Genomic DNA, 26,650 nt, shown 5'->3' with positions numbered 1-26,650 from the left:
ACGCTCGCACGGGCCGGCCCTCGTCGATCCCCCAGGCCCATTCACCGTGTTGACAGTGCTTACATATCCGCATACGGTCAATGTAAGCACCGCACACATCGAATCGAGGAGCCTCATGAACACCACCGTCGACGTCGATCTCGGCGGGCGCACCGTCCCCGTCCCGCGGGACGGTCTCTACGACCGTTTTCGGATGGACACCCCGCTGGAGGAGGTGGCGGCCGACCCGCACGTGCCGGGCGTCGACTTCTTCCGCACGCTCCCCAAGACCCGGGTCGACTCCCCCATCGGTGCCACGCGGACGCCGAACTTCTACTACGCCATGTCCTCCGCGCGCCTGACGATGCTGGCCCCCACCGCGGCGATCCGCCGCCGCTTGCCGCAGGAACTCACCCCGCTGGAGGTCGCCCCCGGCCTGGGGCTCGCCTCCGTCATGTTCTTCCGGTACGACGTCTGCGACATCGACTTCTACACCGAGGCCGCCGTGGGCGTCGCGGTCCGGCCCGCGCGCCACGGCGGTCCGGGAGTGGCGGATCTGGTCACCGCTCTCGCCGACGACCACCTGCACTCTTACGTCTTCTCGCTGCCGGTGAACACCGAGATCGCGCAGGTCCGCGGTCACGACGGCTACGGCTTCCCCAAGTGGGTCACCGACCTCGACGTCGACATCACGGCCGAGCGCACCACGGCGCGGGTCGCCAACGCCGACGGTGGCGTCGACGTCGCCTTCTCCGCCCGGACCCCGCGCCAGAAGCGGCGCGCGAGTGGCGAGAAGGTCTCCACCCTCACCTCGTACACCCGGCGGGACGGCGCGTGGTTCTCCACCCTCAACCAGACCAACGTCCTCGCGTCCGGCTCCACCGTCCTCCCCCGTGGCGCCGATCTCACTCTGGGCGAAGGGCGCATGTCCGACGACCTGCGATCACTGAAGCCGATTCGCACGATCGCGCTCGACGTGAACACTGGAGCCCAGGCGGCCCTGCACATGCCCGTCCCGTTCTCCGTCCGCTGACCGTCGCACCCGACCGAAAGGTATCCGACATGACCTCCGCACAGACCTCCATGCGCGCGATCGTCGTCGACACGGAGGGGAATCTCGTCGTCGACGAGGTGCCCACTCCCGCACCCGCCTCCGGCGAGGTCCTCGTCCGGATCGAGGCGGCGGGGATCAATCGTGCCGACCTGCTGCAACGGCAGGGCCTCTACCCGCCCCCGCCCGGCATCACCGACGTGATGGGGATGGAGGTGTCCGGCACCGTCGTCGCGCTGGGCCCCGAGGTCGACGGGCCCGCCGTGGGCGACGAGGTGTGCGCACTGATCGCCGGAGGGGGCTACGCGGAGTACGCCGTCGTCCCCGCGACCCAGTTGCTGCCGATCCCTGCCGGCATTTCCCTGATCGACGCGGCGGCGCTGCCGGAGGTCGCGAGCACCGTCTGGTCGACGATCGTCATGGATGCCGGCCTCACGGCGGGCGAGCTGCTGCTCGTGCACGGCGGCGGCAGCGGGATCGGCACGCACGCGATCCAGGTCGCGAAGGCGCTCGGCGCGCGGGTCGCCGTCACTGTCGGCTCGGAGGGCAAGGCGCAGCGGTGCCGCGAGCTCGGCGCCGACATCGTCATCAACTACCGCGAACAGGATTTCGCGGCCGAGCTCGCGGGCCAGGTGGATGTGATCCTCGACATCATGGGCGGCAGCTACCTGCCGCGGAACGTCGACGCGTTGGGCGTCGGCGGGCGGCTCGTCATCATCGGCATGCAGGGCGGCCTCACCGGAGAGGTGAACGTGGGCGCGCTCATCGGTAAGCGAGCGAGGGTGATCGGGCTCAACGTCCGCAACCGCCCTCTGACCGGGCCCGGTTCGAAGGCGGAGATCGTCGCCGCCGTGGCCGCGAACGAGTGGCCGTTCGTCGAGCGCGGGCTCATCGCCCCGGTGATCTCGGCGCGCCTGCCCCTCGCCGAAGCCGAGCAGGGACAGGCCCTACTCGAGTCGAAGGATTCCGTCGGCAAGGTCCTCCTCCTACCGCGGGAAGTCTGACGCCACCTGGCGATTCGCCTTCGGGCGCAACGTTCGTGTAACTTGTTGCTCGCCCGATGGGCACGCGGATGTAGCGCAGTGGTAGCGCATCACCTTGCCAAGGTGAGGGTCGCGGGTTCGAATCCCGTCATCCGCTCAAGAAGCCCCGGTCGCGTACGCGGCCGGGGCTTCAGCCATTTCTGCCGTACCGTGGAGTCATGATCGCCGACCTCGTCCGGAGCCTCCCCCGCTGGGACGATCTCTCCGCGCCGTGGGTCGCCGTGGTCGCCCTGTTCGTCGCCGGCGTCGCCATGTCCGACGGTGCCGCCGCCCTCGTCGGGATCGCCCTCGCCGTCGCCGTGGCCGCGCTCTGCCACGCCTGGTCGGATCGGGACGCGCAGGCACCGTCGGGACCGGCCACCGGACGCGAACCCGATCAACGACTCCGCGGCGCTTATCGCCGCAGTTCCATGCCCAACGGGGCCGGGCGGCCCCGTCGACCTCGAGCACCCGGCTTCGCCGCCTCCGCGGCGTAGCCCCCTCTCCCGGCACACGCCGCACACGCAGAACCCATCCCCTGCGCGTCGCGGTCCCTCGCGCGCGCTCTGCCTGTGAGGTGCTCCTTCATGCTCGATGTCGTCTACTACCCGATCTCCGCCGTCCTCTGGGCCTGGCACCGCGTCTTCGGCGCGGTCCTGGGCGCCGACAACGGCTTCGCCTGGGCCCTGTCCGTGGTGTTCCTGGTCTTCACCGTCCGCGCATTCCTGTTCTGGCCCGGCCTGGTCTCCGCACGGACCGGACGCCGGATGCAGAAGATGCGGCCACAGCTCGACGCGCTGCGCACCGAGCACGGCAAGGACACGCAGAAGCTCGCGGCGGAGATGCAGAAGCTGCAGCGCGAGCACGGCGTCCGGCCGCTGCTCGGCTGCCTGCCCGCCCTGGTGCAGATCCCGGTGTTCTTCGGGCTCTACCACGTGCTCCGCTCGTTCAACCGCACCGGAACCGGCGTCGGCCAGCTCGGCCTCACACCGGAACAGAACGCATCGACGGCGAACTACGTCTTCTCCGCGCACGACGTGCAGTCGTTCCTCAGCGCCCGCCTCTTCGGTGCCCCGATCTCCGTCTCTATGTCCAGCTCCGACACGGTGCTCGCGTCGTTCGGTCAGTTCGGCGGCGTGCCGAGTCTCGCGACCATCGCAGCCGTCGCGATCCCACTGATGCTGATCGCCTGCCTGGCGACGCATCTCAACGCTCGGTTCTCCCTGCGCCACCAGGTGACCGACACTCCGAACGCGATGCAGGCCGGCATGATGCGCAATCTGATGCTGTGGGTGATGCCCGTGGGCAGCATCATCGCCGGCCCGATCCTGCCGATCGCGATCCTGCTCTACTGGGTCGCGAACAACATCTGGACGTACGGGCAGCAGCACGCGGTCCACGCGATGCTCGGGCGCGAAGAGCAGGGGAGGGTCGCTGCGCTGAGGTAAGTCGCAGGCCAGGCCGCTGTCTCGCGGAGCTTGACGCCATCCTGCGGAACATGACGTCCGAACGCCGGCGAGCTCACCGCACGCGACCGGTCACTCCAGCAAGGCACCCGTCGCCGACATCGTGCCGCTGGCTTCATCCAGGGTCGCGGTGCACGTGAACGGTTTGGTCCCCACGTAACCGCCGAAGCTGTTCTTGGCGTTGACTGTGCCTGCGACGTCCCAGACGCGAGTCCCTCCGTCCCGTCGTTCGCTTCCCGAGGTGACGTCGCCGAACCTGGCACTCTCAGGGTCCTTCAACTGACCGCTTATCGACTCCTTGCACAGCGATATCGCCGTCTCCTTGTTCGCACGCGGCGGCGGAGAATCGTCGCTGACGATGACACCAATCGTCGCTGCTACCGCAAGGGTCGCGACAGCGCCTATACCGATCAGGATCGGAACACGGTCCCGACGTTCGCGAGCCCCTTCTGTGTTTGCGGAGGAAGGCGAATCCGCGGGGCCATCGCCGCACGCGTTCGCTCCCGCGTCGGAGGAGCCGGCCTTGGTGTGACCAGCTACGACGTCATCATCCATCACGCGATGGTACGCCCGAGTTACGCAACCGGATCCAGGTTTTCGCTCTGCTGACAGTACGTGAGCAACGGGCACTGAGTAGACACTTAGGGGGCGATTGTCCACTGCGCGCGCCTGGCTGCTAGCTTCCGAGCGTGAGCGAGAACACGCAGGCACCGTCGAATCAGAGCCCCGAGGGGGCGCTGAACGACCGCGTTCGTGCCGCCTACCGGGCGGTCACCGACGAGGCACGCGCCGAGAAGGTCGCGAAGCAGCACGCCCGCGGGAAGATGACCGCCCGCGAACGGGTAGCGCTGCTCGCGAACGGCGGGTTCCACGAGTTCGGCGCCCTCGCTGGGCCAGGCCCGGCGCAGCAGGGCGCCGCTCCCCTGGTCGCGCCCGGCGACGGCGTGGTGACCGGCATCGGTTACATCGACGGGCGTCCCGCGGCGATCGCGGCCTTCGACTTCACCGTGCTCGGCGGTAGCAACGGCGCCACCGGCATGGCGAAGCTCGACCGGTGCGCCGAGCGCGCCCTGCTCGACGGCATCCCTCTCGTCATGCTCATGGACGGTGGCGGCCACCGCATGCAGGAGGCGCTCGACTCGCGGCTCGCCGCACCGGGATCGAAGCTGCTGCTACGGCTGGCCGACCTGTCCGGCCACGTGCCGCTCGTCGCCGCGATGATGGGCCCGGGCTTCGGCGCGCCCGCGAACATCTCGGCGTGCTGCGACTTCGTCACCATCGTGCGCGGCATGGGCACCATCGGGATCTCGTCGGCGCCGCTGGTTCAGGCCGCGACGGGCGAGAACCTCACCAACGACGAGATCGGCGGCGCCGACCTGCAGGCCGAGCGCGGCGTGGTCGACGTGGTGACCGATACCGAACAGGAAGCGGTGGACGCGATCCGCGCCTTCCTCAGCTACCTCCCGGCCTCCGCCGCCGACGAGCCGTTGATCTCGGCCGGCCCGTACGAGCCCGGGGACACCGCGGACGGGATCGACACAATGGTGCCGTCGTCGATGCGGCAGGCCTACGACGTGGTGGACGTCATCGAGGCGATCGCGGACGTCGACACGGTCTTCGAGCTCAAGCGCGTTCACGCGCGGAACATCGTGACCGCCTTCGCGCGGATCGACGGCCGCCCGGTGGGCGTGGTCGCCAACCAGCCGCGCTTCCACGCCGGCGCTCTCGATGCGAACGCGTGCGAGAAGGCGGCGCACTTCATCGCCGTATGCGACACCTTCGGGCTGCCGCTGCTGATCCTCATCGACCTGCCCGGTTTTCTGGTCGGCGCGGGCGCCGAGGAGACGAACCTCGTGCGGCGCAGCGCCCGTCTGGGTTACGAGTTGGCGGCGGCGACGGTCCCGCGCTTCGTCATCGTCACCCGTAAGGCCTACGGCGCGGCGTACATCGCGATGGGCGGCGGCCGCAGCATCGAGGCCGATCTCTCCTTGGCGTGGCCCACCGCGGAGATCTGTGCGATCCCCATCGAGAGCGCGGTCGACCTCGCGTTCCGCTCGCAGTACGAGGCGGCGCCCGATCCGGCGAAGGCGCGCGGCGATCTCATCACGCTGTTCCAGGCGAACGTCGATCCGCTGCTCGCGGCCGACGGTTTCGGCATCGACGACGTGGTGCTCCCGTCGGCGACGCGGCCGATGCTCGCGGAGGCGCTGGGCCGGGTTCGGCGGCGCCCGCCGCGGGTGCCGCAGAAGCGCCGCTCGATCTCCCCGATCTAGGTGCGACGGTGCCGGCGTACCGCGTCGGTGTTGGAGCAGCGGGGCGAGCAGTAGGACTGCCGCCCACCGCGACTGGTGTCCGCGAAGACCCGGCCGCAGCCGGCGCGGGCACAGGCTCCGAGGCGCGCGCCCTCGGCCTCGGTGGTGAAGACCGCGAGCCCGCCGGCGGTGACCGCCTTGACCCGGCCGAGCAAAGATTCCGTCTCCGGCGTGAAGTGCAGGTGCGGCCGCCAGTCGTCGTGCGCGGTGAGGTAGATGCCGGCGGTCCCCGCGTCGAGGAGACTGTTCACCGCAGCGCAGCGCTCGTCGACGGTCGAGGTGAGAAAAGGCGCACGAAGGAGGTTCGCCCAGTCGCCGAGCCCGGCGGTCGTCGCGGAATCCAGTTCGATGCGCCGGATCTCGTGCTCGCGCAGAACCTCGGCGACGCGATCCTCGGCCCACTCCCCGTCGACCCGGAGATTCACCAGGTCGACGGAGAGCCGCACCCCGGTCATGTTGTCGTGGTCGAACTGCACGCGTCGATCATCCCGCCTGCGCGACGATCCCGAGCTGCGACACGGGTACTTCGACGGTGCGGCCGACCAACTTGATCTTGCGGGCCCCGCACGAGCACCGTTGGTACACGACCACACCTTCGCTCGTCGGGTGGTGCGATTCGGTGACCCAGGCGTGCGGCTGCGTCTCGATCTCGTTCATGGTCTCGAGCGTGCGACCTGTTCATTCGACGTTTCAACCATTACAGTGCGCCGCAGCGCCACCGCGCCGTTCGGCGTACCCTAGGGGGGTATAGTTCGCGCGACACAGACGGAAGGGCGGTCACGACGATGAATCCACTGGCGACGATCGGCGCGTTCGTGGCCGGCCTGGCCGTGGTCTTCGTCGTCGCGTTCGCGGTGGGCTCCGCCGCCGACCCGTCGCCCGACGGCACGACGCCCCACGCCCCGTCCGCCGTTCCGGCGCCGCCCGCGGGCGCACCGACGATCCCGGACGGGGGCCACGATGGCCACTGAGACCCGCCCGGACGACACCGTCGTCGACCTCGCCATCGAGGGGATGACCTGCGCTTCGTGTGCGAACCGCATCGAGCGCAAGCTCAACAAGCTCGACGGGGTGCACGCCACGGTCAACTTCGCCACGGAGAAGGCGCATGTCACCGCTCCGCGGGGGACCGACACCGCGGTGCTGATCGGCACCGTCGAGCAGGCCGGCTACTCCGCGCACGTGCCCGCGCCGCCGGGCTGTGAGGACGGCGACGAGCCGGACGGGCGTACGCACGAGCCCACCGATGCGCTGCGCCGCCGTCTACTGATCAGCGCTGCCCTCACGGTCCCGGTGATCGCCATGGCGATGATTCCCGCGCTGCAGTTCGACTACTGGCAGTGGCTCTCGCTGACCCTGGCCTCGCCCGTCGTGGTGTGGGGAGCGCTCCCCTTCCACCGTGCCGCGTGGACCAACCTCCGGCACGGCACCGCCACCATGGACACGCTCGTCTCGATCGGGGTGCTGGCGGCGTTCGGCTGGTCGGTCTACGCCCTGTTCTGGGGCTCGGCGGGCGTCACCGGCATGAGGCACCCGTTCACGTTCACCATCGAGCGGATGGACGGCGCCGGCAGCATTTACCTCGAGGCGGCCGCGGGGGTGACCACGTTCATCCTGGCCGGGCGCTACTTCGAGGCGAAGAGCAAGCGCCGGGCCGGCGCCGCACTGCGGGCCCTGCTCGAACTGGGCGCCAAGAACGCGACCGTGCTGCGCGACGGTGTCGAATCGCTGGTGCCGATCGGCGAGCTCGCCGTCGGCGACGAGTTCGTCGTCCGCCCCGGCGAGAAGATCGCGACCGACGGCGTCGTCGTCTCGGGACAATCGGCGGTGGACGCCTCGATGCTCACCGGCGAGGCGGTGCCGGTCGAGGTGCGCGCCGGCGACGCCGTGACGGGCGCGACGGTCAACGCGGGCGGCCGTCTCGTGGTGCGCGCCACCCGCGTCGGCGCCGACACCCAGCTCGCCCACATGGGTCGCCTCGTCGAGGATGCGCAGGCCGGCAAGGCCGCCGCGCAACGCCTTGCCGACCGCATCTCCAGCGTCTTCGTGCCGATCGTCATCGCGATCGCGGTCGGCTCTCTGGGCTTCTGGCTGGGCGCGGGACAACCCGCCTCCATGGCGCTCACCGCCGCCGTCTCGGTCCTGATCATCGCCTGCCCGTGCGCACTCGGCCTCGCCACGCCCACGGCCCTGCTGGTCGGGACCGGCCGCGGCGCCCAACTCGGCATCCTGATCAAGGGCCCAGAGGCACTCGAACACACCCGCAGGATCGACACCGTCGTCCTCGACAAGACCGGCACGATCACCTCGGGCGTGATGACCCTGCAGGCCGTCCACGCGGCCGCGGGTGAGTCCGCCGACGAGGTACTGGCCGTCGCCGCCGCGCTCGAGGCGGCGTCCGAGCACCCCATCGCCCGCGCCGTCGTCCGGGCCGCACCCGCACCGCTCGGTGCCGTCGAGCACTTCGCCGCCGTGCCCGGCCTGGGAGTCCGCGGCGGTTCCGGCGGGCGCACCGTCGCCGTCGGGCGGCCGAGCCTGCTCGACGAGGACGCGATGCCGTTGCCCGACGACCTGCGCGCCGCCTTCGACGAGGCCCAGCACCGGGGCCAGACGCCGATCGCCGTCGGCTGGGACGGCGCCGCCCGCGGCGTGCTCGTCGTGTCCGACGAGATCAAGCCCACCTCGCGTGAGGCCGTAGCCCGGCTCCGCGACCTGGGGCTGCGTCCCTTGATGCTGACCGGCGACAACGAGCCCGCCGCCCGATTCATCGCCGCGCAGGTCGGGATCGACGACGTCGTGGCTGAGGTGCTGCCCGAGCGGAAGGTGGGCACCGTGCGAGCGCTGCAGGCGGACGGTCGCGCCGTGGCGATGGTCGGCGACGGCGTCAACGACGCGGCCGCACTCGCGACGGCCGACCTCGGCGTCGCGATGGGCACCGGCACCGACGCCGCGATCGAGGCGGCCGACCTCACGCTGGTCAACGGCGATCTGCGGACCGTGGTGGATGCGATCCGGCTCGCGCGGCGCACGCTGAGCACGATCAAGGCGAACCTGTTCTGGGCGTTCGCGTACAACGTGGCGGCACTGCCTCTCGCCGCCGCCGGGCTCCTCAACCCGATGCTGGCGGGCGCCGCAATGGCCCTGTCCTCCGTCTTCGTGGTCAGCAACAGCCTGCGACTGCGGAGCTTCCGCCCCGAGAAGGGATACTGATCGTCATGACCACCGACACGGGCCACGAGCACCATCACGGCTACATGTCCGACAAGGACGAGTACCTCAAGCGGCTGCGCCGCATCGAGGGGCAGGCCCGCGGGCTGCAACGGATGGTCGAGGAGGAGAAGTACTGCATCGACATCCTCACCCAGGTCTCGGCCATGACCAAGGCGCTGCAGGCCGTCGGCCTGGGACTGCTCGAGGACCACATGAGCCACTGCGTGGTGGACGCGGCACGCTCGGGTGACGAGGAGGAGACCGCGGCGAAGATCAAGGAGGCCGCAGACGCCATCGCCCGGTTCACGCGCTGAACCACTGCGGCAGAACGGGCCGCAGATCCCGACGTGGGAAAGTGCGAAACCCGGTTCCCCGGAGCACCACGTTCCCGTACAGTGACTGGTGTCAGCGAAGTGAGATCCGTCTCACACTCCGGCACCCTCACCCATGCACCCGCCCGGCCCACACATCACCGGGCGGGTGTTGGTGTGTTCGGGGGCTTCAGCGCACGTCGGCCGACGCGAAACGCGAGAGCGCCAGCAGGCGCGACGTCGCGCGGAGGTACTTCTTGCGGTAGCCGCCGGCCAGCATCTCGGGCGTGAAGATCTCGTCGAGCTTGGCCCCGGAGACCAGCACCGGGATACCGGCGTCGTAGAGACGATCGGCGAGCACCACGATCCGCAGCGCGACGGTCTGGTTCTCCGCGGGGTGCACACCACTGATGCACACCTTGGAGATCCCCTCGACGAGCTGCTTGTAGCGCGAGGGGTGCAGCTTCGACAGGTGCTCGGAGAGCGCGTCGAAGGTGTCGAGCGTGGCCGTCGGGTCCGCCTCGGCGATCGCCGTCAGCTCCTCGTCGGTGAGCGGGTCCGGCGCGGGCGGCAGGTCGCGGTGCCGGTAGTCGGGGCCGTCGACGCGCACGGACTGGAACACCGAGCTCAGCTTGTTGATCTCGCGCAGGAAGTCCTGCGCGGCGAAGCGGCCCTCGCCGAGCTGCCCCGGCAGGGTGTTCGACGTGGCGACGATGGACACGCCGCGCGCCGCGAGCTCGGTCAGCAGCCGCGACATCACCATCGTGTCGCCCGGGTCGTCGAGCTCGAACTCGTCGATGCAGAGGACGCTGTGGTCGGCGAGGTACTCCACGCACTGGTTGAAGCCGAGCGCGCCCACCAGGTGGGTGTACTCGACGAAGGTGCCGAAGGACTTCGGCGACGGGACGCTGTGGAAGATCGACGCCAGCAGGTGGGTCTTGCCGACGCCGAAGCCGCCGTCCAGGTACAGGCCCACGCCGTGCGGCGGGGTGCTCTTGCGGCCGAACAGGCCCTTCTTGGTGCGCTGCTTGGTCAGCTTGATGACATCGGCGACGAAGGCGCGTCCCGTCTGCACCGCGGCGGCCTGGGTCGGCTCGTTGGGATCGGGGATGTAGCTGTCGAAGCTGACCTCGCTGAACATCTCCGGCGGAACGAGTTGCTCCACCATCTGCTCCGGCGTCACCGTCGGGTTGCGATCCACGAGATGCAGCGTCATGACTGGAGATCATATCCAGTGGTCGGCGCGGTCGAAAATCTCGCGCTACCGTCCCTGCATGATCAAGGACCTCCCCGCGGACGATGCGGCCCTCGCCCTCGCCTACGCCCACCCCGTCGCGGAGGGCCGCGCTTACGTCCGCGCGAACATGATCAGTTCGCTCGACGGGTCCGCGACGGCGGCCGGACGCTCCGGCGGCCTCGGCGCGCAGGGCGATCACCGGGTCTTCGGTGCGATGCGCGCCGCGACCGACGCCGTGCTGGTCGGAGCGGCCACGGTGCGCGACGAGGACTACGGCACGCCGGAGCATCCGGCGCTCGCCGTCGTGACGCGCGGAACGCTCGACCGCACCCCGCGCCTGTACCCGCCCGGTGGGCCGGAGCCGATCGTGTACTCGGGCAACGGCGCATCGGTCGACCTCGCCGAGGTGCTGAAGGACCTCTACGCCCATGGCCACCGCCGGGTGCTCGCCGAGGGCGGCCCCGGGATGCTCGGAGCCCTGCTCGCGCAGGGCCTGGTCGACGAGCTGTGCCTGACGTTGTCCCCGGTGCTCGTCGGGGGCAGCGGCAAGCGCATCGTGACGGGCCCCGACCTGCCGCTCGATCGCCTCCACCGACGCCACGTGTTCGGTGACGACGAGGGCTACCTCTACACCCGCTGGGCGCGCTGAAGCGGGCCCACCGCGGGCGTGGTTACTGTGAACGGCATGCCCCACGCGCGCACCCGAGCACTCGCGACCGCCGGTCTCGCAGTCGGAGCGATCCTGGTTCTGCCCGCCTGCGCACCGGTTCCGGCACCCACCCCCGACTACGTGACGGACTTCGGGAAGGGTGGCGGTGCCGCCCCGGGCTCGCCGGAGGCGCCGAAGGGGCCGGAGTGGAAGGCCTCCGCGAAGGACCCGCTCGCCTGGCAGGACTGCACGAGCCGGCTCGCCTCCCGCTACGGCACCCCGCCGGCGGCCAACGCCACCCTGCAGTGCGCCACGCTGACGGTGCCCGTCGGCGGCGCGCAGGTGCCGCTGCGCCTGTCGGTGACCCGGGCGAAGGTCCCCGGCACCCCGGACGCCGCGGCTCCGCTGGTCCTCGTCGGCGGCACCGAGTTCACGGGGCAGCGCGCCGTCGCGACCCTCGCCTCCGGCGACAGCCCACTGCTGGCGAACCGGCCGGTGGTCGCAGTCGAGCGCCGGGGCATCGGCGCCTCGGGCGCTCTCGGGTGCCGCACCGTCGAGGACCAGGCGGTCCTGCGCAGCGGCGGCGACCCCGGCCCGGACGTCGGCCGGCGCATCGCCGCGATCGGCGACGCCGCGCAACGGGCCGCCACCGCCTGTGGTGACGTCTACGAGTCGACGATCGCCGACTACACCGCCACCGCCGCGGCCGAGGACCTCGAGGCGCTGCGCACCGCATGGAACGTGCCCACGCTGGGCCTGCTCGCCGTCGGCGACGGCTCCACCACCGCCCTCGCGTACGCGGCGCAGCACCCGAAGCAGGTGGCACGGCTCGTGCTCGACTCCCCCGTCCGGTACGGCGGCACGGAGCTGCAGCGCGCCGAGGACGCCGCCCGGGGCACGTCGGCCACCATCGACGCCCTCGCCGCGCAGTGCGGCCCCGGGTGCGCGCTGGGCGCGGATCCGGCGGCCGCGATCCGCGGGATCATCGACGACGCCGCGGCCGGCCGGCTGGGGCCGTTCACCGACGTCGACGTCCGACGGGCCGTGGTGCTCACCCTGGGGATCGGCGCGGGCGACCGCGATGCGCGCATCTCCCGGCTGGCGACCGCCCTGCAGGGCGCCCGCACCGGCGACGCCGCACCGCTGCGCGCTCTCCTGCGCTCCGCCGACGAAGCGCTCGGCACGGACGGACAGTTCATCGCCCGCTGTTCGGACGCCTCGACGAAGGCATCTCCCGATCAGATCGCCGCTTCGGCCCGCACGTGGGGCCCGGAGTTCCGGCTCGGCGCGGCCGCCGCGCTCGAGCTCGGCGCGTGCGCCGCGTGGCCGACGATGCCGGAACCGCCGAAGCTCGCCGAACTCGACGTGAAGTCGGTGGTCGCGACCTCCGCCGCCGACCCGCTCACCGCGCGGACCGCGCTCGACACCCTGACCGGGCAGCTCACCGTCGTCGGCGCGCAGCCCTCGCAGGTCACCTGGGGCGGCATCGGCGACGGCGCCCTGATCCGCTCCTCCTGCGTGCAGAAGTCGGTGATCGGCTACCTGGACCGGCTCGACGCACCGTCGACCCGCGCCTGCCCGGCATGACCCCGGCGGGCCTCCCCTGGCCCGCAGCGCCGTTGGGTACGGTTTAGCGGTGTCGTCAGTCGCCCTCGCTCGGATGAAGTCCGACCCCGCGCTCGTGGTCAAGGCCATTCTCTGGCCCCTCGCCCTGCTCACACTGCTGCAGCGGCTGATCATCCTGGTCCCGAACGGGAACAAGACGGACGACTTCACCACGGTGTACGCGGCCGCGGTGCGCTTCCTGCGGCACGAGGCCGTCTACACCGAGAACTACGACACCGTCGATCCGCACTACCTGTACGCGCCGTCGGGCACGCTGCTCATGGCCCCGTTCGGGTACTTCGACCCGCAGACCGCCCGGTACATCTTCGTGGGGCTCAGCGCCGCCGCGCTGCTCGTGGCGCTCTACATCTTGATCCGGATGTTCGGCTACGGGCTCACGTCCCTCGTGGCGCCGGTCGTGCTGTTCTTCGCGGTGACCACCGAGGCCGTGACCAGCACGCTGGTCTACACGAACTTCAACTGCTTCGTCCTGCTGGCCGAGGTCGCCGCGATGGCGCTGCTGCTCAAGAACAAGGCGTTGTGGGCGGGCATCCCGCTCGGGCTCTCCTTCGCCGTCAAGCCCCTGCTGGCCGTGATGCTCCTGCTCATCGTCCTCAACCGGCGGTGGTGGAAGGCGTTGATCACCGCGGTCGGCATTCCCCTGGTGCTGCTGGGCGCGGGCATGCTGCTCTCGGCGGACCGCACCGAGTACTTCGACAAGACCCTGCCGTACCTGGGCGAGGCGCGCGACTACTACAACAGCTCCATCGCCGGGAACGCGAAGTACTTCGGCCTGCCGGAGTGGCTCGAGCTCCTCCTCCGCGCCGCCGTGGTGATCATGGCCGCGGTCACGCTGTGGCTGCTGTGGAAGTACTACCGCACGAATAACGAGCTGCTCTGGCTCGCGACCTCTACCGGCACGCTCCTGACCATGTCCTGGCTCGTCGGTTCGCTGGGGCAGGGCTACTACTCGATGCTGCTGTTCCCCATGCTGATGACGGTGGTCTACCGCAGCTCGGTGATGGGCAACTGGGTGTCCTGGGTCGCCGTGTACGGCTTCCTCAGTTACGACACCTGGCTCTCGGGCAAATGGCCCGCATTCGGACGCTCGCTGGCCTATCTCAAGTGCACGCTCGGCTGGTCCCTGCTGATCATCGTGCCGTTCTGCGTGCTCCTCTTCCGGTACCTCGATGCGAGGGCGGAGAAGCGCCTCGAGGACGGCATCGACCGCCCGCTGCCACCCGCCGAGGAACCGGGCAAACACGAACTGGCACCAACCGCCGTACAGGGTTAGCGTGGAGTCATGACTGACCCCAAGCCCAAGCTGGAACTGAGCGATTCGGAGTGGCGTCAGCGCCTCACCGCCCCCGAATACCGCGTTCTGCGCCAAGCGGGCACCGAGGCGCCGTTCACCGGCGAGTACACCGATACCAAGACCACCGGCGTCTACCGCTGCCGCGCCTGCGGCGAGGAGTTGTTCCGCTCGGACGCCAAGTTCGAATCCCACTGCGGCTGGCCGTCGTTCTTCTCCCCGCTCGCGGGCGAGAAGATCATCGAGCGCGTCGACAACTCGCTGGGCATGCGCCGTGTCGAGGTGCTCTGCGCCAACTGCGAGAGCCACCTCGGCCACGTCTTCGAGGGCGAGGGCTACGACACCCCCACCGATCTGCGGTACTGCATCAACTCGATCTCGATGCGCCTGGAGCCCGACGCGGACGACGCCGCCGCCACGGAGTGACGGCCGCCGGGCCCCCGGCGACGGGGGTCACGGCAGCGCGGTGACCAGATCCCGCACGGGCACCCGCGGCCCGGAGAAGAACGGCGTCTCCTCGCGGGTGTGCCGACGGGCATCGGTGGCCCGCAGGTCCCGCATGAGGTCGACGATGCGATGCATCTCCGGCGCCTCGAACGCCAGCAACCACTCGTAATCGCCCAGCGCGAATGCCGGCACGGTGTTCGCGCGCACGTCCGGGTAACCGCGCGCGGCGCGGCCGTGGTCGGCCAGCATCTTGCGGCGCTCCTCGTCGGGCAGCAGGTACCACTCGAGGCTGCGCACGAACGGGTACACGCAGATGTACGCGCCCGGGTCCTCACCCGCCAGGAACGCCGGGATGTGGCTCTTGTTGAACTCCGCCGGCCGGTGCAGCGCCGAGTTCGACCACACCGGGCGGCTCGCCCGGCCCAGCGCGGTGGTGCGCCGGAAGTCGTTGTACGCGGCCTGCAGATCCTCGAGCTTCTCCGCGTGCCACCAGATCATGTAGTCGGCGTCGGCGCGCATGCCCGCGACGTTGTAGACGCCGCGCACGACCAGATCCCCCTCCTGGATCTTCGCGAGGAACTCCTCGGCCTCGGTGGCCGCCGCCGCCCGCTGCGCATCGTCACCCAACTCCCCCGGCGAGATCGAGAACACCGAGAACATGAGGTAGCGAACGGTCGAATTGAGCTCCGCGTAATCCAGTTTGGCCATGACCCGATCGTAGTCCCGCGCGTGGGACGGGCTCAGGACAGGTCGGCCAGCACCCGCTGCGCCGCAGCCTCCGCACGGGCGATGCACGCCGGCACTCCGACGCCGTCGAAGTAGGCGCCGGCGAGCGCCAGGCCCTTCGGCGTGGCCGCCTCGATCGCCGCGAGCGTCTCGCGGTGCCCCGGCAGGTACACGGGGATGCCCTCGTACCACCGCTGCACGTGAGCGGCGGTCGGTTCGGCGGTCACGCCGAGCACGTAGGCCAGATCATCGCGCGCCGCCGCGATCAACCCGGCGTCGACGTCGTCGACGATCCTGCTCACGCCGAGGCGGCCGAACGACAGCCGCACCGTCCCACCCGGCAGGTGATCCCACTTGCGACCGGAGAGGGTGAGCGCCTTCGCGCTGACCTGCTCGCGACTGGCCATGAGCACGCCGGACAGGTCCGGCAGCTCGGTCCCCTCCGGCAGGCGCAGCGTCACGAGGGCGGAGCTGGCCGCCGGGATCGCGCCCACGGCGGCACCCAGGTCGGGCAGGCTCAGCCCGACGAGGCGCCCCACCTGCGGGGCGGGGACCGCGAGCACGACCGCGTCGAACATCGAACAGCGCAGGCTCCAGCCCGGACGCACCTCCGGCACGGGCGCGCCGAGCATGATGCGATCACCGAGCCGCTCGGCCAGCGCATCGAGCAGCTGCTGGTAGCCGCCGCGGAAGGCACCGAACACCGGGGTGTCGACGGGCCGGCCGAGCACATCCCGCACGGCCTCGCCGAGCGACGGCGCGCCCTCGTCCAGGCGCGCGGCGAGCGCGGGCAGCGCGGCGCGGACCGAGACGTCGTCCGCGTGCGCGGCGAACACACCGGCGACCATCGGATCGACGCTGCGCTCGACCACCTCGTCGCCGAGGCGCGAGCGGACCAGTGCCCCGATGGAAGCATCCGCGCCGGCGTTCCAGCGCAACGGGATCCGCACCTCGTCGGCGTCCCCGGGGACGCCCATCAGGGTCCGGCCGAATCCGCCGCGCAGGGCACCGTCGGCGAACAGGGCCGGGCGCCGCCCGGCGGGCTCGACGAGTTCGTCGGTCAGGCCGAGCTCGGCCGCGAGGTCGAGGACCTCGGGACGGCGACGGACGAAGGCCTCGGCACCCACGTCGAGGCGGTCGCCACCGATCTCCTCCGAGCGCAGTTTCCCGCCGACGCGATTGCCCGATTCGAAGACGGTGACGCGCACGCCCGCCTGCTGCAGCCGCAGTGCCGCTACCAGCCCGGAGATGCCCGCCCCGACGACGGCGACATTGCTCATAGGGCGTGCACCAGCTCGACGACGCGCGTCAGCACGTCGGGATCGGTGGAGGGCAGGACGCCGTGCCCGAGGTTGAAGACGTGCCCCGTCGCACCGGTGGCGAGAGCGGCGTCGGCGTCGGCGACGACGCGCCGGACCTGCGCCTCGACGGTGTCCCGATCGGCCATGAGGGTGGCGGGATCCAGGTTGCCCTGCAGCGCCTTCCCGGGCCCGACGCGGCGGGCGGCCACCTCGAGCGGAACGCGCCAGTCCACGCCGACCACGTCCGCGCCGGCCTCACCCATGGCGCCGAGCAACTCGCCGGTCCCGACCCCGAAATGGAAGGCGGGCAGGGCGGGCGCGCTCTCGCGCAGGGCGGCGAAGACCTTGGCGGAGTGCGGCTGGACGTACTCGCGGTAGTCGACGAGCGAGAGCGCTCCGGCCCAGGAGTCGAAGAGCTGGAAGGCCTGCGCGCCCGCGTCCGCCTGCACGCGCAGGAAGGTGATCGCGATGTCGGCGAGAGCGTCGAGGAGGGCGTGCCAGGTCTCGGGCTCGGAGTACATCAGCGCCTTGGTGCGCTCGTGGTTGCGGCTCGGGCCGCCCTCCACCAGGTAGGAGGCGAGGGTGAACGGCGCACCGGCGAAGCCGATGAGCGCGACCCCGGCGGGCAGTTCGCCGCGAAGCATCCGGACGGCCTCCGCGATCGGCTCGACCTGTGCCACGTCGAGCCGCGGCATCGCCGCGACGGCGGCCGCGTCCCGGATCGGCTGCTCGATGACGGGGCCGATGCCGCTCACGATGTCGAGATCGATCCCCGCCGCCTTGAGCGGAACGACGATGTCGGAGAACAGGATCGCGGCGTCGGTGCGATGCCGGCGGACCGGCTGCAGCGTGATCTCGGTGACCAGGTCGGGGCGGAAGCACGACTGCAGCATGCCGACGCCCTCCCGCACCTTCCGGTACTCGGGCAGCGAGCGCCCGGCCTGCCGCATGAACCACACCGGACGGTGTGAGGGGGTGCGCCCCGCCGCTGCATCGAGCAACGGATACGCCGTCGCGTCGGCCGTCGTCGATCGATCCTCGGTACTCATCGCCAACGATCATGTCATGACCTCCGCGCCCGGAGGCCGAGGCCTGCGGCGCGCCTCCGCCGGGAGCGCCGCCCGAGCGGCTACGGTCACGGTTTGTGAGCCAACCAGGAACGGGTGACGAGACGGCGGGAGCGCGCGGCGCCGAGCCGGAGTCCTTCCGCGTCGCCGTCGAGTCCCTGCACACGGCGACGGTCCGCCCCGAGATCGAGATCGGCAGCATCCGGCCGCCCCAGCGGCTGGCCCCCTTCAGTTACGCCCTCGGCGCCGAGGTGCGCGCACCCGAGACCGACGTCGTGCCCGAGCACTCCGACGGGGAGACCTTCGGCCGGCTGATCCTGCTGCACGACCCCCACGGCCACGAGGCGTGGAACGGCCTGATGCGGCTCGTCGCCTACGTCCAGTCCGAGGTCGACGAGTCGCTGGCGTCGGATCCGTTGCTGCCCGAGGTCGCGTGGAGCTGGCTGACCGACGCCCTCGCCGACCGCGGCCAGGAGGTGACCGCCCTGGGCGGCACCGTCACGGCCACCGCGTCCGTGCGTTACGGCGATATCGCCGGCCCTCCGCGCGCGCACCAGCTGGAGCTGCGGGCCTCGTGGACTCCCCTCGGCGACGACCTGTCCGGGCACGTCGAGGCCTTCTGCGCGGTACTCGAGACCGCCGCCGGACTCCCCCCGGCCGGCACCACCCGGCTCGGCCCGGCGTAGGCGCGCCCGTGGGCAAGGCCTCGTCGGAACCGGTTCCCGGTATTCCGCTCACCGAACCCGCCGGGGGCGTCCCGGAGCCGCTGACCACTGTCGAAGAGTTCGCCGACTGCGCCGCCGCGCTGCGTCGTGGCACGGGTCCGATCGCGGTGGACACCGAGCGGGCGTCGGGCTTCACCTACTCCTCCCGCGCCTACCTGATCCAGATCAAGCGCACCGGCTCCGGCCTGTTCCTGCTCGACCCGATCCACGAACCGGAGGGCCTCGCTCCGGTGATCGAGGCGATGCGGGGCGTCGAGTGGGTCCTGCACGCGGCCGATCAGGACCTGCCGTGCCTGCGCGACGACGGCTTCGAGTGCGATGCGCTCTTCGACACCGAGCTCGCCGGACGGCTGCTGGGCGCGCCGCGCGTCAATCTCGCGGCGATGACCTCGGAGTACACCGGGTACGCGCTGGCCAAGGGCCACGGCGCCGCGGACTGGAGCACCCGCCCCCTGCCGCACGAGTGGCTCAACTACGCGGCCCTCGACGTCGAGGTGCTGGTGGACCTGCGGGACGAGGCGCACGAACGGCTCGAGGACGCGGGCAAGCTCGAATGGGCGCTCGAGGAGTTCGAGTACGAGCGCACGCGGCCCGATCCGGCGCCCAAGCCGGATCCGTGGCGCCGCGTGTCCGGGCTGAGCACCCTGCGCAACCGGCGCCAGCTGGCCCGCGCGCGGGAGCTGTGGCTCGCCCGGGACGAAATGGCCGAACAGCGCAACGTCGCGCCCGGCCGTACCCTCCCGGACGCCGCGATCGTCAACGCGGCGGCGAAGAACCCCACCACGGAGGCGGAGCTCACGGCGCTGCCCGTGTTCGGCGGCCCGCGCATGCGACGCTCGGCCAAGCGGTGGCTCGGCGCGATCCAGCGGGCCAACGCGCTCCCCGACTCACAGCTGCCGCCGCTGCACGGCCCCCGCAACGGGGTTCCGGCGAACAACCGCTGGTCCAAGTCGAATCCCGAGGCGGCCGAGCGGCTCGCGAAGGTCCGGGCCGCCCTGACCGAGATCTCCGACGAGGTCGCGGTACCGGTCGAGAACCTGCTGCCGACCGACGCGGTCCGGCAGCTGTGCTGGGACGGCACGGCCCGCGGCGCGGCGGCCGTCGACGATGCGCTCGCCGCATCGGGCGCGCGGGACTGGCAGCGCCGCCTGACGGTGACCGCCGTCGCGGACGCCCTCGACGCCGCGTAGCGCGGAGCCCTCCTCGCCTGCGCCCCTCGGGGACGCGGGCCTCTCAGGAGACGCGTCGGCGTCGGCTCAGCGGACCTGCTCCGGCGCCGCCGCGGGCTCCTTCTCCACCGCGACGCTCACGTGCGCGCACGCCGTGGCCCAACCGGTGATGCGGAAGGCGATCTCCGCCGGGGTGAGGCCGAGGCCGGTGAGGATCTCACCGCGGGAGGCGTGATCGAGGAACTTCTGATCGATGCCGAGGACCCGGGTGGGCACGTCGATCTCCGCGCGCTGCAGGGCCGCCGTCACCGCCGCGCCGACGCCGCCGGCCACGCCGTTGTCCTCGAGCGTGACCACGAGCTGATGCGTGCGGGCCAGGTCGACGACCGAGCCCGGGACCGGCAGGACCCAGCGAGGGTCGACGACCGTCGCAGAGATGCCCTGATCACGCAGGCGGGTGGCGACGTCGACCGCGGTGTGCGCGAAGGGGCCCACGGCGACGATGAGCACGTCCGCGCCGGCGGGATCACTCTCGACGAGCACGTCGGCACCGTCGGAGAGCCGGCGTGCGGGTTCCAGATCGGCGGGCACCGCCCCCTTGGGGTAGCGCAGGAGGGTGGGCGCGTCGTCGACGGCGAGCGCCTCGGCGAACTCCTCGCGCAGCCGGGCGGCGTCGCGCGGGACCGCGACGCGCAGGCCCGGGACGATCGAGGCGAGCGACAGGTCCCACATGCCGTGGTGGCTGGCGCCGTCGGGCCCGGTGACGCCGGAGCGGTCGAGCACGATGGTCACGCCCTGCCCCAGCAGCGCGACGTCCATCAGCAGCTGGTCGAAGGCGCGGTTGAGGAAGGTGGCGTAGAGCGCGACGACCGGGTGCATCCCGCCGAGCGCGAGTCCGGCCGCGGAGGTGAGGGCGTGCTGCTCGGCGATGCCCACGTCGTACATGCGGTCGGGGAACTTGCGGCCGAAGTCCGCGACGCCCGTGGGCTCGGCCATGGCGCCGGTGATGGCGACGACGTCGGAGCGCTGCTCGCCGTGCGCGACCAACTCCTCCGCGAACACCGAGGTCCAGTCGCGGGCCCCGCCGCCTCCGCCGGTCGGGAGGCCGGTGGCGGGGTCGATCACGGCGACCGAATGCATCTGATCGGCCTCGTTGTTCTCCGCGTGCTCGTAACCGTTGCCCTTGCGGGTGATGGCGTGCACCACGACGGGGCCGCCGAAGTCCTTGGCGCGCCGCAGCGCGGCCTCGAGGGCCTCCTCGTCGTGCCCGTCGATGGGACCGATGTACTTGAGGCCGAGATCGGCGAACAGGGCCTGCGGGCTCACCATGTCCTTGATGCCGGCCTTCATGCCGTGCAGGAACGAGTAGGCGGGCTCGCCGAGGACGGGCATGCGGCGCAGCCGGGCGCGGGCCTCACCGAGCAGTCGCTCGTACTCGGGCTGCGTGCGCAGGCCCGTGAGCCGGTTGGCGAGTCCACCGATGGTGGGCGCGTAGGAGCGACCGTTGTCGTTGACCACGATGACGACGGGCCGCTCCGAGGCGGCGATGTTGTTGAGCGCCTCCCAGCACATGCCGCCGGTGAGGGCGCCGTCGCCGACCACGGCGACGACGGTGCGCTGCTCGCCCTTGAGCGCGAAGGCCTTCGCGAGGCCGTCGGCGTAGCTCAGGGCGGCGGAGGCGTGCGAGGACTCGACCCAGTCGTGCTCGGACTCGGCGCGGCACGGGTACCCGGACAGCCCGCCGGCCTGCCGCAGCGTGTCGAAGGCGTCGCGGCGCCCCGTGAGGATCTTGTGCACGTAGGCCTGGTGGCCCGTGTCGAAGAGCACCGGATCGGTCGGCGAGTCGAAGACCCGGTGGATCGCCATCGTGAGCTCCACCACGCCGAGGTTGGGTCCGAGGTGCCCGCCGGTCGCCGCGACCTTCTCCACGAGGAAGTCGCGGATCTCCCCGGCCAGCGCCGTGAGCTGGTCCTGATCCAGCCGACGCAGGTCGCGTGGGGTGTCGATGGTGCGCAGCAGGTTCATATCCCTCGTGTCTACTCCCGTGAGAGGTGCCTTTGCCACTTTACCGGCCACGCCGGTCTTCGCGACCCGACACCAGCACCGCGAAGGCCTCCAGATGATGGGTGCCGGGGAACGCGTCGCACGCGGACACCTCCGCCAGGCGATAGCCGTTCTCACAGGCCGCACCGAGGTCGCGGGCGAAGGCCGCGGGATCGCAGCCGACGTGCACGATCGCGGTCGGCGCCGCCGCCGTGATCGCGGACATCACGGCCTCGCCGGCGCCCGTGCGCGGCGGATCGAGCACGACGACACCGGGCGCCCGCAGGCCCTTGAGCCGGGAGGCGACGTCGCCCCGGTGGAAGGCGACGGGCTCGTCCGCGAGGCTCTCCCTACCGGCGGCGATCGCGCCGCCGGAGGTCTCGACGACGTCGACGGCGAAGCCCTCGTCGACCAGCGCGCCGGCGAGGACGCCCGCGCCGCCGTACAGATCCCAGGCCCGGCCGGGTTCTCCCCCGTACCGCCCGGTGTACTCGCCCACCCACTGCGCGTAGCGGGACGCGGCGTCGCGGTGGGCCTGCCAGAAGCCGCCGACGGGGATCCGCCACGAGCGGGCGCCGACCCGGTACTCGGCGAGCGCCTCCCCGGCGAGGACCCGGGCGGCGCGACCGCGGCGCGCGGGGACGGCGGCGTGCGCGGCGCCCGCGTCGTCGAGCACGAGCGCGACCTCGGCGCCGGGCTCGGCCCGCAGGCCGGCCGCGAGATCGACGAGGGCGGAGGGCAGTTGCACGCACGGCGCGACCACGACCTCGGCGCTGCGGTGGGCGTGCTGTCCGAGACGGCCGTCGTCGTCCGCGACGAGGCGGGCGCGGTGCCGCCACCCGGCCGGCGGGGCGTCGGAGAGCGGAGCGACGACGGGTTCGAGGGCTCCGGCCTCGAAGCCGCCGAAACGCACCAGCAGGTCCTGCAGCACCTGCGTCTTCATCTCCCGCTGGAAAGCGGGGGCGGCGAAGGTCAGATCGCAGCAGCCCGCTCCGGCGGCGGCCGCGGCGCAGGCCTCGGCCACGCGGTGCGGCGAGGCCTCGAGCACCTCCACGGTGCTCGCGCGGGCGTAGGACTTCTTCACCTCGGTGACCCGCGCCCGCACCCGCTCCCCGGGGAGCGCGCCGCGCACGAACACGGCCCGACCCTCGTGCCGGGCGACGACGAAGCCGCCGTGTCCGGGGGCGCCGCAGGTCAGCTCGAGGACGTCATTCGGCGCGAGCATGCGTCACCCGCCTCGCCACGAGGAAGGTGATCAGGACGCCGACGGCGAACATGGGCCAGCCCATGATGATCCGGGCGATGCCGAGGCCGCCCACGTCGTCGTTCTGGTACAGCGCCGCCTGCACGGCGAAGCGGACCGCGAACATCGCGATCCACAGCACCGTCAGCCATGCGAACGCGCGGTACTGCCGGCGATCGGACCGCCAGTCCCCCGCGGCGACGGTGCCGTCGGTATCGGCGGAAGTCTGCTTCCGCTCGTCGAAGAGGTGCCAGAGCACGCCCACGAGCGGCCATCGCACCAGCAGCGAGACCGCGAAGACGACGGCGAACACCGCCTGCATGACGATGCCGTAGAGGAAGTAGCCCTTGCCGTTGCCGCCGACGATCAGGGCGATGACGACGCACACCGCCACGCCGAAGAAACCGGAGATCGCGGGCTGGATCGAGCTGCGGGTCGCGAGCCGGATCACGGCGACCACGGCCGCGACGACCAGCGCCGCGATGGCGCCGCCGGTGAGACCCCAGGCCGCGTTCGCGGGCACGAAGGCGGCCACGGGCAGCGTGGAGTACACCAGCCCCTGCCAGCCGCCCATCTGCTCGAGCACCTGCTCCTTGATCGAGGGCTCGGGGGCGTCCTGCGCGGTATCCCGCTCCTGCTCTGCACCATCCGTCACACGGACACACTACGCGGCCGCGACGCCCGCACCGCCCGCTCGGCGGTGCCGACGGTGCGCCGCGCGGCCGCCCTGGCATGCTCGGCCCATGCAGTTCCCCGCGCACACCACCGCAGTCCTGCTGCCCGGGTCGGGGTCGGACGCCGACTTCGTGCTCCGCGCCTTCGCGCCGCTGACGGCGCTCTGCGCGCGCACGGTCGCCGTCGATGCGACACCGCCGTCCGTCGAGGCCGGGTACCGCGCCGCGCTGGACGCGGCGGCGGCCGATGGGCCCCTCCTGATCTGCGGCGTCTCCCTCGGTTCCGCCGTCGCGGCGAGCTGGGCACTGGAGAATCCGCACGCCGACGTCACCCTGGTACTGACGCTGCCGCCGTGGTGCGGACCGGCGGGACCGGACGTGCCGGCCGCGCTGTCGGCGCGGGTCACCGCCGAGACCGTGGACGAGGTCGGGTCCGTGGAGGCGATCGCGCGGATGCGGGCCGGGAGCCCGCCCTGGCTGGCGCGGGAGCTGAGCCGCTCCTGGGCCGCGCACGGTGACTTCCTCGCGCCCGCCCTGCGCGAGGCGGCGGGCTACGCCGCACCGACCGAGGAGGCGCTGCGCGAGCTGACCGCGCGCGCCGTCGTCGTGGGCGCCGAGGGCGACCTGATCCACGCCGTCGCGACGGCGCGGACGTGGGGCGCGGCGATCCCGGGCGCGGCCACGGTCGTGGTGGACCTGGCCGACCTGGGTCCCGACCCCGCCGTTCTGGGCCGGGCCGGGATCGAGGGCCTTACTGCTGGTTGTTCAGGCGGGTGAGCGCCGAACCCTGCGTGAGCCGGTCCTGATTGCTCTGCCGCAGGGCGGCCGGGCCGTCGGCGGAGGCGCGCTGGGCGACCTGCGCCGCGATCGATGCGGCGGCCTGCTCCTGCTGCGCCTGCTGGGCCGCCATGGCCTCCTGCAACTGCTGCACCAGCTCGGCGGGGAGCTCGATCTCGAGGTGATCACGTGCGGGCCGCGGGTCGGTGCCGCGACGCACCACGGTCTCCGCGAGCATCGCGCGCGCCAGTTGCGCGGCCTGGTCGGCGGTCTCGAGCGGCGAGGCGACGACGATGCGGACCATCCACCGCGGACCGTCGACACCGACGAACCGCAGGATGCCGTCGGGCTGCGTCCCGACGACCTCGCGGCCCCAGTGGCCGTCCTCGATGGCGACCTGCGCGCCGTTCTCGCGGAGCGAGTCGGCGAGCTCGGTGACGACCTCACGCCACTGCCCGCCCGACTTGGGCGCGGCGAAGACGCCCGGGGTGATGCGGCCGACGGGGGTGTCCAGGTGCACACCGACGGGCACGCCCTCGGGGCTCATCTCCACCTGCAGCTGCGATTCCGGGGGCATCGCCAGGATGAGCGAGCCGAGATCGAGGCGACCCTCGTCGAGTCCCTCGGTGCTCTCCAGCGAGCCGAGGTCGTACGGGCCCGCGCCGGTGCCGAGCTCCTGCACCTCGTCGTCCTCCACGGGCGCCGGCGCCGTGTGGTGCTCGGGCTGTCCGATCGTCGCGTACGGGTCGACGCTCGAGGTGCTGCGCTGCTTGGACTTGCGGCGGCCGAGGGCCATGGGGATGTGCTCCTTGGATCTACGAGGGGTGTGTTCGGGAGATTACTGGGACGACTCGAGGCTGGCGTGCCCGCCCGACGAGCCGTAGCCGCCGGCGCCGCGGACCGTCTCGTCGAGGAACGAGACCTCCTTGAAGTCGGGCAGTTCCACGCGCTGGACGAGCAACTGGGCGATCCGGTCGCCGCGCTTGATCTCGACGGCGCTCTCGCGATCGGTGTTCAGGAGGCAGACCTTGATCTCGCCCCGGTAACCCGCGTCGACGGTGCCGGGCGTGTTGACCACGGTGAGCCCGTGCTTCGCGGCGAGGCCGGAGCGGGGGTGGATCAGACCGACGGTGCCGTGCGGCAGCGCGAGCGCCACGCCGGTGGCGACGAGCGTGCGGGCACCGGGTTCGATCCGCACGTCGATCGTCGAGTACAGGTCCACGCCCGCGTCGCCGGGATGTGCGCGCTTGGGAAGTGGGAGGCCCTCGTCGAGCCGCAGTAGGGGTATCTGGCTCACCATGGCATGCAGACTACGCTGAAGGCGTGTCGGACGATCGAACAGTGAAGACCTCGAAGCCCGCGGGCGGCTACTCCGAGCGGCTGACGGTGCCGTGGTACTGGTGGATCGCGGGCGCGGTGGTCGCGTCCCTACTCTGCTACGAGGTGACACTCGCCGCACGCTGGGGCGATTGGATGATCGGAGCGTGGGTGCTGATCGTCGCGGTCATCGCTGTCCTGCTCTGGTCCATGGGACGCGGCAGTGTCGCGATCCGCGACGGGGAGCTGTGGGCCGGCAACGCCCATCTGCCGCTGGAATTGGTCTCGCGCGCGGCGGCGGTGCCGCCGGAGGCGAAGAGTGCGGCACTGGGCCGCCAGCTCGATCCCGCGGCGTTCGTCTATCACAGGGGATGGATCAAGTCGATGATCGTCGTGGTCCTCGACGACCCGGACGATCCGACACCGTACTGGATGGTGTCCACGCGGCATCCCGAGAAGATGCTCGCGCTCATCCCCGCCGCGACCACGCTCGGCTAGGAGCGGGCCGCCGCGGAGAGTTTCGCCGTCAGGCGCAGTCGATGCAGATCAGCTCGTTGCCGTCCGGATCGGCGAGGCGGCTGCGGTGGTACACCAGGAAGCAGCTCGTGCAGGTGAACTCGTCGGCCTGCTTGGGCACCACGCGAACACTGAGTTCCTCGCCCGAGAGATCGGCGCCGGGAAGCTCGAAGGACTCGGCGGTCTCACCCTCGTCCACGTCCACCGTGCCGGACTGCCCCTCGTTGCGACGGGCCTTGAGCTCCTCCAGCGAATCCTCCGAGATCTCGTCCGCCTCGGAGCGCCGTGGAGCGTCGTAATCAGTTGCCATGCCGTGTCATCCCCATCCTTGCTCGTGCCCCGGGTCTCGGGGTTTCCGTGACCGCCGGGCGCGTTGTCCCGCGCGAGCGGCCCAGAGTGTAACCCACTCGGAAAGCGATGTCACGGCCTTTCCGTGACGGCCTCCGATCGGTCCGCTCGTTGCCCGTCCAACGCGCACGGAGCCCCGATGA

29 protein-coding genes and 1 tRNA gene are annotated in these 26,650 nt (G+C 71.6%); 17 read left to right on the top strand and 13 right to left on the bottom strand.

Annotation, left to right across the window (positions count from 1 at the left end):
• The first annotated feature begins 115 nt into the window (after window positions 1-115).
• From BLQ62_RS10700 to yidC, 5 genes are all read left to right on the top strand, one after another.
• Window positions 116-1,012, top strand: coding sequence for an acetoacetate decarboxylase family protein (locus BLQ62_RS10700; protein WP_115391364.1), 897 nt, complete (start codon window positions 116-118; stop codon window positions 1,010-1,012).
• Between the two features lie 50 nt (window positions 1,013-1,062).
• Window positions 1,063-2,034 carry an NAD(P)H-quinone oxidoreductase gene (locus BLQ62_RS10695; protein ID WP_068566265.1) on the top strand — a complete coding sequence of 324 codons (972 nt, stop codon included), beginning with the start codon at window positions 1,063-1,065 and terminating at the stop codon, window positions 2,032-2,034.
• A 64-nt stretch (window positions 2,035-2,098) separates the two neighbouring features.
• Window positions 2,099-2,170 (top strand) — tRNA-Gly (locus tag BLQ62_RS10690).
• A 61-nt stretch (window positions 2,171-2,231) separates the two neighbouring features.
• A complete protein-coding gene (locus BLQ62_RS10685; RefSeq protein ID WP_068535071.1) occupies window positions 2,232-2,549 on the top strand; it encodes a DUF6412 domain-containing protein in 318 nt (105 codons plus the stop codon).
• 90 nt (window positions 2,550-2,639) lie between these two features.
• Window positions 2,640-3,500, top strand: a complete 861-nt coding sequence (yidC, locus tag BLQ62_RS10680; RefSeq protein ID WP_068565512.1) for a membrane protein insertase YidC — start codon at window positions 2,640-2,642, stop codon at window positions 3,498-3,500.
• 90 nt (window positions 3,501-3,590) lie between these two features.
• Here yidC and BLQ62_RS23320 read toward each other — a convergent pair whose 3' ends face one another.
• Complete coding sequence (locus BLQ62_RS23320; RefSeq protein ID WP_139184185.1) at window positions 3,591-4,073, bottom strand: hypothetical protein; 483 nt, start codon at window positions 4,071-4,073, stop codon at window positions 3,591-3,593.
• Between the two features lie 134 nt (window positions 4,074-4,207).
• Between BLQ62_RS23320 and BLQ62_RS10670 the strand changes: the two genes are divergently transcribed.
• A complete protein-coding gene (locus BLQ62_RS10670; protein WP_068565513.1) occupies window positions 4,208-5,791 on the top strand; it encodes an acyl-CoA carboxylase subunit beta in 1,584 nt (527 codons plus the stop codon).
• On the opposite strand, the gene BLQ62_RS10665 is transcribed toward BLQ62_RS10670, so the two are convergent.
• Together BLQ62_RS10665 and BLQ62_RS23825 are read right to left on the bottom strand one after the other, a co-directional pair.
• Window positions 5,788-6,306, bottom strand: a complete 519-nt coding sequence (locus tag BLQ62_RS10665) for a CGNR zinc finger domain-containing protein (RefSeq protein ID WP_068535085.1) — start codon at window positions 6,304-6,306, stop codon at window positions 5,788-5,790. The two genes, BLQ62_RS10670 and BLQ62_RS10665, sit on opposite strands and share 4 nt — an antisense overlap.
• A 7-nt stretch (window positions 6,307-6,313) precedes the next feature.
• Complete coding sequence (locus BLQ62_RS23825; protein ID WP_165824727.1) at window positions 6,314-6,487, bottom strand: hypothetical protein; 174 nt, start codon at window positions 6,485-6,487, stop codon at window positions 6,314-6,316.
• Between the two features lie 128 nt (window positions 6,488-6,615).
• On the opposite strand from BLQ62_RS23825, the gene BLQ62_RS10660 reads away from it, so the two are divergent.
• From BLQ62_RS10660 to BLQ62_RS10650, 3 genes are read left to right on the top strand one after another with little or no spacing between them, the layout of a single operon-like run.
• The gene (locus BLQ62_RS10660; protein ID WP_068565515.1) at window positions 6,616-6,801 is read left to right on the top strand and encodes a hypothetical protein; all 186 of its coding nucleotides are present in this window, start codon (window positions 6,616-6,618) and stop codon (window positions 6,799-6,801) included.
• A complete protein-coding gene (locus BLQ62_RS10655; protein WP_068565517.1) occupies window positions 6,791-9,040 on the top strand; it encodes a heavy metal translocating P-type ATPase in 2,250 nt (749 codons plus the stop codon). Before BLQ62_RS10660 ends, BLQ62_RS10655 begins: the two co-directional genes overlap by 11 nt.
• Before the next feature lie 5 nt (window positions 9,041-9,045).
• Window positions 9,046-9,354, top strand: a complete 309-nt coding sequence (locus tag BLQ62_RS10650; RefSeq protein ID WP_068535094.1) for a metal-sensitive transcriptional regulator — start codon at window positions 9,046-9,048, stop codon at window positions 9,352-9,354.
• Between the two features lie 187 nt (window positions 9,355-9,541).
• Here the strand turns inward: BLQ62_RS10650 and zapE are convergent, their stop codons facing one another.
• Window positions 9,542-10,567 (bottom strand): cell division protein ZapE, encoded by a 1,026-nt coding sequence (gene zapE / locus BLQ62_RS10645; protein WP_068535096.1) that lies wholly within the window; start codon window positions 10,565-10,567, stop codon window positions 9,542-9,544.
• 58 nt (window positions 10,568-10,625) lie between these two features.
• Here zapE and BLQ62_RS10640 point away from each other — a divergent pair, with 58 nt between their 5' ends.
• From BLQ62_RS10640 to msrB, 4 genes are all read left to right on the top strand, one after another.
• A complete protein-coding gene (locus BLQ62_RS10640; RefSeq protein ID WP_068565519.1) occupies window positions 10,626-11,237 on the top strand; it encodes a dihydrofolate reductase family protein in 612 nt (203 codons plus the stop codon).
• A 36-nt stretch (window positions 11,238-11,273) separates the two neighbouring features.
• Window positions 11,274-12,824, top strand: coding sequence for an alpha/beta fold hydrolase (locus tag BLQ62_RS10635; protein WP_139184184.1), 1,551 nt, complete (start codon window positions 11,274-11,276; stop codon window positions 12,822-12,824).
• 73 nt (window positions 12,825-12,897) lie between these two features.
• Window positions 12,898-14,136 (top strand): glycosyltransferase family 87 protein, encoded by a 1,239-nt coding sequence (locus tag BLQ62_RS10630; RefSeq protein ID WP_068565523.1) that lies wholly within the window; start codon window positions 12,898-12,900, stop codon window positions 14,134-14,136.
• Between the two features lie 9 nt (window positions 14,137-14,145).
• Window positions 14,146-14,580 (top strand): peptide-methionine (R)-S-oxide reductase MsrB, encoded by a 435-nt coding sequence (msrB, locus tag BLQ62_RS10625; RefSeq protein ID WP_068535111.1) that lies wholly within the window; start codon window positions 14,146-14,148, stop codon window positions 14,578-14,580.
• A 27-nt stretch (window positions 14,581-14,607) separates the two neighbouring features.
• Here the strand turns inward: msrB and hemQ are convergent, their stop codons facing one another.
• The 3 genes from hemQ to hemE are packed head-to-tail and all read right to left on the bottom strand — an operon-like array spanning window position 14,608 to window position 17,677.
• Window positions 14,608-15,309: a hydrogen peroxide-dependent heme synthase gene (gene hemQ, locus BLQ62_RS10620; RefSeq protein WP_068565525.1), complete on the bottom strand. Its 702-nt coding sequence runs from the start codon at window positions 15,307-15,309 to the stop codon at window positions 14,608-14,610.
• Between the two features lie 32 nt (window positions 15,310-15,341).
• Window positions 15,342-16,607, bottom strand: a complete 1,266-nt coding sequence (locus BLQ62_RS10615; RefSeq protein WP_068565527.1) for an FAD-dependent oxidoreductase — start codon at window positions 16,605-16,607, stop codon at window positions 15,342-15,344.
• A complete protein-coding gene (gene hemE, locus BLQ62_RS10610) occupies window positions 16,604-17,677 on the bottom strand; it encodes a uroporphyrinogen decarboxylase (protein ID WP_068565528.1) in 1,074 nt (357 codons plus the stop codon). Before hemE ends, BLQ62_RS10615 begins: the two co-directional genes overlap by 4 nt.
• A gap of 95 nt (window positions 17,678-17,772) precedes the next feature.
• Between hemE and BLQ62_RS10605 the strand changes: the two genes are divergently transcribed.
• Window positions 17,773-18,381, top strand: coding sequence for a DUF3000 domain-containing protein (locus BLQ62_RS10605; protein WP_068535122.1), 609 nt, complete (start codon window positions 17,773-17,775; stop codon window positions 18,379-18,381).
• Between the two features lie 8 nt (window positions 18,382-18,389).
• Window positions 18,390-19,610 carry an HRDC domain-containing protein gene (locus BLQ62_RS10600; protein ID WP_068535125.1) on the top strand — a complete coding sequence of 407 codons (1,221 nt, stop codon included), beginning with the start codon at window positions 18,390-18,392 and terminating at the stop codon, window positions 19,608-19,610.
• A 66-nt stretch (window positions 19,611-19,676) separates the two neighbouring features.
• Here the strand turns inward: BLQ62_RS10600 and dxs are convergent, their stop codons facing one another.
• The 3 genes from dxs to BLQ62_RS10585 are packed head-to-tail and all read right to left on the bottom strand — an operon-like array spanning window position 19,677 to window position 23,530.
• Window positions 19,677-21,614 (bottom strand): 1-deoxy-D-xylulose-5-phosphate synthase, encoded by a 1,938-nt coding sequence (gene dxs / locus BLQ62_RS10595; protein ID WP_068565530.1) that lies wholly within the window; start codon window positions 21,612-21,614, stop codon window positions 19,677-19,679.
• 40 nt (window positions 21,615-21,654) lie between these two features.
• Window positions 21,655-22,857, bottom strand: a complete 1,203-nt coding sequence (locus BLQ62_RS10590) for a class I SAM-dependent RNA methyltransferase (protein ID WP_068565532.1) — start codon at window positions 22,855-22,857, stop codon at window positions 21,655-21,657.
• Entirely contained in the window at window positions 22,841-23,530 is a 690-nt protein-coding gene (locus tag BLQ62_RS10585) for a DUF3159 domain-containing protein (RefSeq protein ID WP_068565534.1), read from the bottom strand. Before BLQ62_RS10585 ends, BLQ62_RS10590 begins: the two co-directional genes overlap by 17 nt.
• An 88-nt stretch (window positions 23,531-23,618) precedes the next feature.
• Here BLQ62_RS10585 and BLQ62_RS10580 point away from each other — a divergent pair, with 88 nt between their 5' ends.
• The gene (locus BLQ62_RS10580; RefSeq protein ID WP_068565536.1) at window positions 23,619-24,326 is read left to right on the top strand and encodes a hypothetical protein; all 708 of its coding nucleotides are present in this window, start codon (window positions 23,619-23,621) and stop codon (window positions 24,324-24,326) included.
• On the opposite strand, the gene BLQ62_RS10575 is transcribed toward BLQ62_RS10580, so the two are convergent.
• Together BLQ62_RS10575 and dut are read right to left on the bottom strand one after the other, a co-directional pair.
• Window positions 24,301-25,122: a DUF3710 domain-containing protein gene (locus tag BLQ62_RS10575; RefSeq protein WP_115391367.1), complete on the bottom strand. Its 822-nt coding sequence runs from the start codon at window positions 25,120-25,122 to the stop codon at window positions 24,301-24,303. The genes BLQ62_RS10580 and BLQ62_RS10575 overlap by 26 nt on opposite strands.
• 42 nt (window positions 25,123-25,164) lie before the next feature.
• Entirely contained in the window at window positions 25,165-25,626 is a 462-nt protein-coding gene (gene dut / locus BLQ62_RS10570) for a dUTP diphosphatase (protein ID WP_170842906.1), read from the bottom strand.
• 23 nt (window positions 25,627-25,649) lie between these two features.
• On the opposite strand from dut, the gene BLQ62_RS10565 reads away from it, so the two are divergent.
• The gene (locus tag BLQ62_RS10565; protein ID WP_231857595.1) at window positions 25,650-26,141 is read left to right on the top strand and encodes a DUF3093 domain-containing protein; all 492 of its coding nucleotides are present in this window, start codon (window positions 25,650-25,652) and stop codon (window positions 26,139-26,141) included.
• Window positions 26,142-26,169: 28 nt separating this feature from the next.
• On the opposite strand, the gene BLQ62_RS10560 is transcribed toward BLQ62_RS10565, so the two are convergent.
• Window positions 26,170-26,469, bottom strand: coding sequence for a DUF4193 domain-containing protein (locus BLQ62_RS10560; RefSeq protein ID WP_068535141.1), 300 nt, complete (start codon window positions 26,467-26,469; stop codon window positions 26,170-26,172).
• Between the last annotated feature and the right edge of the window lie 181 nt (window positions 26,470-26,650).

Source organism: Tsukamurella pulmonis, from assembly GCF_900103175.1.
Taxonomy (GTDB): Bacteria; Actinomycetota; Actinomycetes; order Mycobacteriales; family Mycobacteriaceae; genus Tsukamurella; species Tsukamurella pulmonis.
The sequence above is the reverse complement of the archived record's forward strand: the minus strand, read 5'-3'. Positions and strand labels throughout refer to the sequence as shown.